Origin of the sequence: Cryobacterium sp. 10I1, assembly GCF_035019805.1 — a bacterium.
Lineage (GTDB): Bacteria > Actinomycetota > Actinomycetes > Actinomycetales > Microbacteriaceae > Cryobacterium > Cryobacterium glucosi.
Genome location: NZ_JASJVF010000143.1, coordinates 1 through 8,597, shown reverse-complemented (window position 1 = coordinate 8,597; position 8,597 = coordinate 1). Strand labels below are relative to the sequence as shown.

The following is an 8,597-nucleotide window of genomic DNA, read 5'->3' as shown; positions in this document are numbered from 1 at the left end:
GGGGGGGGCCGGGCCGGTTCCCCGCCCCGCGCGGCCAGATGCCCGCGGTCCCCTGGCCGCTGTTCTGACCCTGCGACCCTGACCTGTGATCGTCGGGTGGGTACGATCAGTGGATGCCCCCGCGTTCGCCCCTTCCGCAACGTCACGGGCTCGACGCGGCCTGGGTCTGCACCCCGGAGCGCGACCCATCCCGGCCGCAGCCGTGGCCGACCATGGGCGCCTGGCTGGCAGAACGGTTGGCCGGGTTCGTCGACGTGGCCGGGTTCCTGGCCGCGGAGCGCTTCGCCTACGAAACGGGCACGCCCGTCGCTACCAGCGACCCCTACCGGCCGCACACCTTCGTCTGGTTTCATCGTGATCTCGCCGCGGAGGTGGTCGTGCCGGGGACCATTCATGTGATCCACCGCGACGAGCGGCTCGTCGTGATCGACAAGCCGGCCTTCCTCTCCACGATCCCGCGCGGCCGGCACGTCGTGCAGAGTGTCGTGGTGCGCCTGCGCGCCGAGCTCGGACTGCCAGAGCTCTCTCCGCTGCATCGGCTGGACCGGGTGACATCGGGGCTGCTTGTGCTGGCGACCGAGAGGCGCTGGCGCGGGGCGTACCAGTCGATGTTCCAGCGCGGTGAAGTCCACAAGACCTACCGGGCCCTGGCCCCGGCCCGACCGGGGCTTGAGTTCCCCGTCACCGTCCGCAACCACCTGCTCACCCGGCGCGGTCACTGGCAGGCCGAGGTCGTGCCCGGGGCACCGGTCAACGCCGAGTCGCTGATCGAGCTGGAGACCTCGCTCGGCAGTGCCGCCGTCTACCGGCTGACGCCGAGCACGGGACGCACCCACCAGCTGCGGATGCACATGCTGGGCCTCGGCATCCCGATCATCGACGACCCGCTCTACCCTGTGGTCCAGGACGTCGCCATCGACGACTTCTCCCGGCCGCTGCAGCTCCTGGCGAGCGAGGTGAGCTTCACCGATCCGATCGACGGGCATCCGCGCTACTTCGACGGAGTGCGCACCCTGCCGGTGCTCCCGGAGACTCGTGCCCCGGAGACGGGTGCCTCGGAGTGAGCGGGTGGCTCAGCCGAGGGTCTTCTTCATCTTGATCGACGTCGTCTCGTAGTCCAGCGTCTCGTAGAGCCGCCGCGCCACCGTATTGAAACCGAAGACGCTCAGGCCGAGGGTCCTGGCGCCGTGGGACTTCGCGAACTGTTCCGCGAGCAGCATGGTCTCCCGGCCCAGCCCCTTGCCACGTTCGTCCTCGTTGATGGAGATATCCCAGACCCACCAGTCCGAATCGTCCTCACCCTGGGCGCGGCCGATCCAGAGGTAGCCGACCGGGCGGCCAGGGCCGTCGTGCACGTCGAACACGTACTGACCGGATGCCGGTTGTCCGCCGGGGAAGGAATTTCCGAGACTCCGGGCGGCGAGCCGATGAGCATCTGAGGGGGAGCGGCCGAGGCTGATCAGATCGGATGCGTACTCCTCCGCGCTGCGTCGCAGCCATTTCGGAAGACGTTTGGGGGACAGGGGTTCCAGGGTGACGGGCACGAGCCGAGCCTATCCGTCGGCCGGTGCCCGGTCACACCGTTCGTGGGGGGCCTAGGTCGCGAGGAAGGCGAGGATGTCCTGGTCGAGCTCCGCCTGGTAGTCGCCATAGATTCCGTGGGGCGCGCCGGGATAGACCTTGAGGGTGCCGTTCTTGACCAGCTTGATCGACTTAAGTGCTGCGTCCTTGATGGGAACGATCTGGTCGTCGTCTCCGTGGGCGATGAAGATCGGTACCTCGAGCGCCGTGAGGTCTGCGGTGAAGTCGGTCTCCGAGAACGCCTTGACGCAGTCGTAGGCCGCGGCGAGGTTCACCAGCATTCCCTGGCGCCAGAATTCGCGCTTGGCACCCTCAGAGACCGCGCTTCCGGGCCGGTTCGCCCCGAAGAACGCTTCGGTGAGCTCGATGTAGAACTGGGACGAATCGCTCAGGACACCCGCACGGATGCCGTCGAACACCTCGATCGGAAGGCCGTCGGGGTTGCTTTCCGTCTTCACCATGAGCGGCGGCACCGCGCCGGCGGTGATGACCTTGGTCACCCGGCCGACCCCGTGCTGCGCCGCATAGCGCACCACCTCGCCGCCGCCCGTGGAGTGACCGATCACGGCGAGGTTCTTCAGGTCGAGCGACTCGACGAGTTCGGCCAGGTCGCGGGCATACGTGTCCATGTCGTTTCCGGTATACGTCTTCGCTGAGCGACCGTGCCCGCGGCGGTCGTGTGCGATGGCACGGTACCCGTTGTCGGCGAGCAGTTTCACCTCGACCTGCCAGGCGTCGGACGAGAGCGGCCAGCCGTGGCTGAGGAGGACCGGCTGTCCTTCGCCCTGGTCGGTGTAGTAGATCTCGGTTCCGTCGGATGTGCTGAAGTACGGCAAGAGGGATCTCCTTCAAAGAATCGTCGGAATGAAAATGACAGGATAGCCCGGCCTCGTGAGCCCTGCCCGGACAGGTATGCTGCGAGTGCGTTCGGCGTTAACGAGGACACCCAGGGAGAAATTCATGAACAAGTACGTTGTCACCAACCCCGCCACGGGGACGAGCGGCCCCAGTTTCACGCTGGCAACCGACGACGAGGTTTCGGACGCGATCGGCGTGGCGGACCGCGCCCACACGGAGTTCTCGCGCCGCACATCCGTCGCGGAGCGGGCGGCACTCATGCAGCGCGTCGCCGACCTGCACACCGAGCGTCGCGAGCACCTGGCCGAGCTCATCGTGCGCGAAATGGGCAAGCCCGTCGAGCAGGCCCTCGGTGAGGTCGACTTCTCCGCCGACATCTACTCCTACTACGCGACTCATGGCGAGGCCTTCCTCGCCGACGAGCCGATCGAACTTCTGGGTGGCGAGGGCACCGCGTTCATGCGCAGCGCGTCCCTCGGCGTTCTCCTCGGCATCATGCCGTGGAACTTCCCCTACTACCAGGTCGCCCGTTTCGCCGGCCCGAACCTGGTGCTCGGCAACACCATCCTGCTCAAGCACGCCTCGCAGTGCCCGGAATCCGCCGCCGCCATCGAAGAGATCTTCACGGATGCCGGGTTCCCCGCCGGCGCATACCGCAACCTCTACGCATCCAACGCCCAGATCTCCGACATCATCGCCGATCCGCGGGTGCACGGCGTCTCCCTGACCGGGTCGGAGGGGGCAGGCGCGGCCGTCGCGGAGGTCGCCGGCCGCAATCTCAAGAAGGTCGTGCTCGAACTGGGCGGATCCGACCCGTTCATCGTGCTCAGCGCGGACGACCTCGAGGAAGCCGTCGACGCTGCCGTCGCGGCCCGCCTGGACAACTCCGGGCAGTCCTGCAACGCGGCCAAGCGTTTCATCGTCATCGACGGCCTCTTCGACGCCTTCACCGAGAGCTTCACCGCCAAGATCACCGGCAACGTGCCGGCAGACCCGACGTCACCGGAGACGACACTGGGACCGCTCTCCTCCCTCGGCGCCGCCGAAAACCTCGAGGAACAGCTCCAGCGGGCGGAGGCCCAGGGCGCCACCGTCGTTGCCAGGGGAACGCGGGACGGCGCCTTCTTCTCGCCGACGGTGATCACCGGGGTCTCCCCGCAGAGCGACGCCTACCGGGAAGAATTCTTCGGCCCGGTGGCCGCGATCTACCGTGTGCAGGACGAGGCGGAGGCGGTTCAGGTGGCCAACGACATCCCCTACGGCCTCGGTTCCTACCTCTTCACGACCGACCCGGAGCAGGCACTGCGCGTCGCCGACCAGATCGAGGCCGGGATGGTGTTCATCAACGGGTCGCTCCTGGACAGCCCGGAACTCCCCTTCGGCGGCGTGAAGCGGTCCGGCTTCGGCCGGGAACTGGGACGCTTCGGGATCGCAGAGTTCGCCAACCGCAAGCTCATCCGCATCCTGAAGTAGTCACTCGTGCATCGGCCGGGTCCCGATCGGGCCCGGCCGACACGGGGCGTGTCAGCTTAACGAGCGCCCAGCATCAGGCCGGGAAAAGCGGCGAGGATGCTGGTGACGACACCGTCATCGTCGTTCGACGGAGCGAGGTGGCGGGCACGGGCACGGATGCTCGGGTGCGCATTGGCCATCGCGTAGGACTCTCCGGCGGCGTCGAGCATCTCGGCGTCGTTGAGGTAGTCGCCGAACGCCATCGTCTGCTCCCGGGTGATCCCGAGTTCGCGCTGGAGGCGGATCAGCGCCCGCCCCTTGTTGACCCCTGGACGCATCACATCGACCCAGTGCTCGCCCGAGACCACGACATCGGCCTCGAGTCCGAGGCCGCGCAGGGACGGCCCGGTGTGCTCTTCCGCTGAGGCGAAGTCGTAGATCGCGAGTTTCACCACCTCGTCGTCGGAGGACGCGGCGAGGACATCGTCCACGATCGCCAGGGCCTCGTAGTACGGCTTGACCCTGGCGAAGTACTCGGCGTCGGTGCGCTCGATATACGCCGTTCGCACCCCGCACACGACGATGCCCACGTCGGAGCCCGTGGCGGCCGCGGTGCGCACCCACTCGACGATGGCGGGGATGACGGACAAGACGATGGGTTCCAGTGCGATGCTCGTGCCGTCGCGAACGACGTTCGTGCCGTTCTCGGCGATGAACACCAGGCCCTCGCGCTCACCGAAGGTTTCCCGCAGGGTCTGGTATTGGCGTCCACTGGCAGGGGAGAACATCACTCCGGCGCGGAGCAGCGCCTCGAGCACGGGCCAGAAGCCGTCGGGCACCCGGCCGGAATCATCGAGGAGAGTGCCGTCCATGTCCGAGACGATCAGGCGGATATCGGCGGGTTCCTGGAGGTGAGTCACCCTTTCCATTATCGAGGACGGCGCGGGGTGCGGTGACCGTCGACAGTGGGCCGGCCCCGTGCACCCCGTTCCGGCGCCCTGCCCGGCGCCCTTGTGTGCTCCCGGTCGTGGGGGCACCATGCATCGTGGACACCGTGCCCGATTCACCGTCGAAAGGTCGTTCCCATGCCTCGTACCTCCGTTGTGACCGGCTCGGCAAGCGGCATCGGGAAGGCAACCAAAGAACTTCTCATGGAGCGCGGTGAGACCGTCATCGGCGTCGATATCCATGATGCGGACGTGGTCGTCGACCTGTCCACCGCTGCAGGGCGCGCGTCCCTCGTCGAACAGGTGAGCGACCTGAGCGGCGGTGCGGTCGACGCCGTGCTCGCCGTTGCCGGTCTGGCTTCGCCGACGGCCACCACCGTGGCCGTGAACTACTTCGGAACCATCGCGACGCTTGAGGACCTGCGCCCCCTGCTGGTCGGCTCGGCCGCCCCCCGCGCCGTCGCCGTCGCGTCGATGGCCTCGCTCTTCCCGCCGGACGACATCCTGCTCGCCGCACTCCTCGCCGGCAACGAAGCGGATGCCCTGGCCCGCGCCGCAGAGCTCGAAGCGGGCGGCGAGGAGCTGGGAGCCTTGATCTACGGCACGACCAAGCGCGCCCTGGCCCGGTGGATCCGCCGGAACGCTGCGACGGACAACTGGGCCGGCGCCTCGATCCCCCTGAACGCGATCGCACCCGGGGTCGTGGACACCCCGATGACCTCCGACATGATCAAGACGCCGCAGCAGCGCGAGGCGATGGCCACGATGGTTCCGATGCCCCTCAACGGGATCTTCGAACCGCGCTCGGTCGCCTACCTCCTGGCGTGGCTCGCCGGCGAGGAAAACGCCCACCTGTGCGGTCAGGTGATTTTCATCGACGGGGGTTCGGATGTGGTCATCCGGGGGGACGCGACCTGGTAGCGATAGCGGGCGTTCACCGTGTTGTGAGCGCGCCGTCGACCATCGAATGCACCGAGGTCATCAGCGGGAGCAGGCGCTGGTCGTGGGTGACGAGGATCGTGGCGGTGTCGAACTCCGCTGTCAGCCGCAGAATCAGGGCCAGGATGCTCGAACCGCGTTCCTGGTCCAGCGCACTCGTGGGCTCGTCGACCACCAGTGCGCTCGGCTCATTCATCAGTGCCCTGGCGATATTGACCCGCTGGCGTTGCCCTCCCGAGAGTTGCGCCGGATGCTTGGCGGCGTGATCGGCGAGGCCGACGGCATCCAGGAGCTCCCTGGCCCGCGCCCGTGCGGCGTTGCGGGCACTGCGACCCCGGCGGGGTCCGTCGAGTTCCCCCATCACAACAAGCTGCTCCTCTGCGGTCAACGACGGGATCAGGTTCGATTGCTGGAAGACGATGCCGATGCTGTCCCTTCGCAGCTCCGCCCGTTCGGCGAGGGAGAGGGCGGTCGCGTCCACGTCATCGACGTGCAGGGTTCCTGCATCCGGGCTGATCAGGGTCGAAGCCACGGCGAGCAGGCTCGACTTCCCCGATCCGGATGGGCCGGTGATCCCGACCACGGAACCGCGATCGACCCTGAGGCTGACGTCGTCGACGGCGGTGATCCGCCGGTCGCCGTCCGGGAAGCTGAGGGTGATGTGGTCAAGGCGGATCATCGGTTGCTCCCGAGGGCGGTGAGGGGGTCGGCGGTGGTGACGGAACGGAGCGCGAAGGCCGCGCCGGCGAGACCCAGCGCGATCATCGCCGCACCGGGAAGGAGGGTCGTCAGGGGACTGATCACAAACGGCAACGCGGTGCCGGCCAGTGCGCCGAGCAGGGCGGTGAGCGCGATGCCGAGCCCGACGCCCACGATGAGGACGAGGGCGGCCTGGCCGAGAGCGTCGCCGACGAGCATCCGGTTGGACGCACCGAGCGCCTTGAGGACTGCGGCGTCCGGTTGGCGTTGCATGCTCCAGACGGTGAAGAACGCGCCGACCACGAGGGCGGAGATGCCGAAGAGCATGGCCACCATCAGGAGCAGCGAGCCGATTTCGGAGCGGAATGCCGACAGGGCCGTCAGCGATTGCAGGACGCCGGCCGAGGACGTGCCGGTCGCCGTGTCCGCGGCGGACCAGTCGGTTCCCGAGGCGGTCACGGCCAGGACGGTCGCGTATGCGCCGGGGCTGCCGGTCGTGGCGGCGAGCTTCTGCCAGTCGGTCAGGGCCAGCCAGCTGACCGGCGTGTGCGAGTACCAGGTGTCGTCGGTGACCCGGTCGACGACGAATGTTGAACCCAGGATGGTGACCGAATCGCCTGCCCCGATGCCGAGTTTCGCAGCGGCCGTCCGCGGCAGGGTCAGGTGCCCGCTCGCGGGAGCGCTGCCGGAACCGAACCCGGAGGCGCTGCCGAACAGCGCGACGGCGACCTGGTTGTCGCCGGCCGATACCCTCTGCTGGCTGATGCCCAGGGGGTGCACGTCCCGGACCCCGGCCTGGTCTCGCCACCGGATCGCATCCGCTTCGGTCACAGCGGAATCGGCGAAGCTGCGTTCGGAGTCCGCGACCGGGGCAGAGAAGACGATCCGATCGGCGCCGAGGCCGGTGATCGCGGAGATGTTCTGGTCGGCCAGGCCGCCGGTCAGGCCGGACAGGAATCCGACCAGCAGGGTGATCAGGGTCACCACGGTTCCGATGAGGACGAATCGCCCCCTGGCGAATCTCAGATCGCGCCACGCTACGTACACAGAGGACTCCTTTTCACGCCGGTCCCGTCACTGGACCGGCTGCAGATGGCGAGCCCGTGCCCGCCACTGACCACTCTGCCGAGAACCGAACGCCCGGTCATCGTGCACCCGAACGGTCATTCCGGGACGAAGGGCGGAGCATCCGCTACACCTTTCGAAGGATGCCGTCCCGGCCTATTCCCCGTACGGTGGACTGGTGATCGCCGAGTGAGAGAAGCAACGCCATGACCGCGCACGGCTCCGGACTCGACTCCGTCTTCCTGGGTCTGCGCGTGAGCCTGCACCTGTTGGTGCTCGGCCTCGTCGTGCTCGTGGTCGCGATGGCCGGGCAGGCGGGGATGCCCGCCGCGGGAGTCATCATCTGCCTTTCCGCCGTGCTGCTCGGAACCTATGCCACCGGCACACTCGTCGCATACAACCTCCCGAGCCGTTCCCTGCCCGGGTGGGCACTGGCCTGGACGGCCGCGCTGAGCCTCGAGTGGGTTGTCCTCACGGTCTTCAGCCCGGAGGCCATCTACCTGCTCTTCCCGCTCTTCTTCATCTACCTGCACCTGCTTCCCGGCTGGACGGGCCCCGCAGCAATCGCCCTCGCGACCGGGATCGCGATCGTCGCATTCGGCGTGCATCGCGGATTCAGCGTGGGCGGCGTGATCGGTCCCGTGATCGGTGCCGTGGTCGCCGTCGTCATCGGGCTCGCGTACCGGTCGCTCACCAGGGAAGCCCGGGAGCGGGACCTTCTGATCGCCGAGCTGCAGGACACCCGAACCCAGCTCGCTGCGGCCGAGCGGGCCGCGGGAGTGCTCGACGAACGCGGCCGGCTGGCGCGCGAGATCCATGACACGGTGTCCCAGAGCCTCTCCAGCATCGTCCTGCTGCTGCACGCTGCCGAGCGCTCCGCCGATTCGAGTGCCGCCGTGCGCATGCGCGTGGGCCAGGCCAGGGATGCCGCGACTCAGGCCCTCGGCGAAACCCGTTCTTTCATCGACGAACTCTCGCCACCGGCGTTGCGGCAGACCACGCTGGTCGAGGCGCTCCGCCGGCTTGCCGCCGAGACGGATGCGGCCAGCGGAGTAC

Annotated in this window: 9 protein-coding genes; 4 read left to right on the top strand and 5 right to left on the bottom strand. The window is 68.1% G+C overall.

Annotated features, from left to right (window positions below; genetic code table 11):
- Positions 1 to 113: 113 nt before the first annotated feature.
- The gene (locus QN345_RS12445; RefSeq protein ID WP_322136087.1) at positions 114 to 1,064 is read left to right on the top strand and encodes a pseudouridine synthase; all 951 of its coding nucleotides are present in this window, start codon (positions 114 to 116) and stop codon (positions 1,062 to 1,064) included.
- 9 nt (positions 1,065 to 1,073) lie between these two features.
- Here the strand turns inward: QN345_RS12445 and QN345_RS12440 are convergent, their stop codons facing one another.
- Complete coding sequence (locus QN345_RS12440) at positions 1,074 to 1,544, bottom strand: GNAT family N-acetyltransferase (RefSeq protein ID WP_134450218.1); 471 nt, start codon at positions 1,542 to 1,544, stop codon at positions 1,074 to 1,076.
- A 51-nt stretch (positions 1,545 to 1,595) separates the two neighbouring features.
- Positions 1,596 to 2,417 (bottom strand): alpha/beta fold hydrolase, encoded by an 822-nt coding sequence (locus QN345_RS12435; protein WP_134558531.1) that lies wholly within the window; start codon positions 2,415 to 2,417, stop codon positions 1,596 to 1,598.
- A gap of 124 nt (positions 2,418 to 2,541) precedes the next feature.
- Between QN345_RS12435 and QN345_RS12430 the strand changes: the two genes are divergently transcribed.
- Positions 2,542 to 3,912, top strand: coding sequence for an NAD-dependent succinate-semialdehyde dehydrogenase (locus QN345_RS12430; RefSeq protein WP_134558530.1), 1,371 nt, complete (start codon positions 2,542 to 2,544; stop codon positions 3,910 to 3,912).
- A 56-nt stretch (positions 3,913 to 3,968) separates the two neighbouring features.
- On the opposite strand, the gene QN345_RS12425 is transcribed toward QN345_RS12430, so the two are convergent.
- Positions 3,969 to 4,811 (bottom strand): Cof-type HAD-IIB family hydrolase, encoded by an 843-nt coding sequence (locus QN345_RS12425; protein WP_322189612.1) that lies wholly within the window; start codon positions 4,809 to 4,811, stop codon positions 3,969 to 3,971.
- A 165-nt stretch (positions 4,812 to 4,976) separates the two neighbouring features.
- On the opposite strand from QN345_RS12425, the gene QN345_RS12420 reads away from it, so the two are divergent.
- Positions 4,977 to 5,759, top strand: coding sequence for an SDR family oxidoreductase (locus QN345_RS12420; RefSeq protein WP_322140747.1), 783 nt, complete (start codon positions 4,977 to 4,979; stop codon positions 5,757 to 5,759).
- Positions 5,760 to 5,772: 13 nt separating this feature from the next.
- On the opposite strand, the gene QN345_RS12415 is transcribed toward QN345_RS12420, so the two are convergent.
- Both QN345_RS12415 and QN345_RS12410 read right to left on the bottom strand, forming a co-directional pair.
- Entirely contained in the window at positions 5,773 to 6,456 is a 684-nt protein-coding gene (locus QN345_RS12415; RefSeq protein ID WP_322136084.1) for an ABC transporter ATP-binding protein, read from the bottom strand.
- Positions 6,453 to 7,523, bottom strand: a complete 1,071-nt coding sequence (locus QN345_RS12410; protein ID WP_323508697.1) for an ABC transporter permease — start codon at positions 7,521 to 7,523, stop codon at positions 6,453 to 6,455. Before QN345_RS12410 ends, QN345_RS12415 begins: the two co-directional genes overlap by 4 nt.
- 224 nt (positions 7,524 to 7,747) lie before the next feature.
- On the opposite strand from QN345_RS12410, the gene QN345_RS12405 reads away from it, so the two are divergent.
- The coding region (locus QN345_RS12405) for a sensor histidine kinase (RefSeq protein ID WP_323508696.1) at positions 7,748 to 8,597 on the top strand (850 nt) is incomplete at its 3' end.

Bases quoted from the DNA above. Each gene is read 5' to 3' on its own strand.
- QN345_RS12445 (WP_322136087.1), top strand. From the start codon at position 114: ATGCCCCCGCGTTCGCCCCTTCCGCAACGTCACGGGCTCGACGCGGCC.
- QN345_RS12430 (WP_134558530.1), top strand. From the start codon at position 2,542: ATGAACAAGTACGTTGTCACCAACCCCGCCACGGGGACGAGCGGCCCC.
- QN345_RS12420 (WP_322140747.1), top strand. From the start codon at position 4,977: ATGCCTCGTACCTCCGTTGTGACCGGCTCGGCAAGCGGCATCGGGAAG.
- QN345_RS12415 (WP_322136084.1), bottom strand. From the start codon at position 6,456: ATGATCCGCCTTGACCACATCACCCTCAGCTTCCCGGACGGCGACCGG.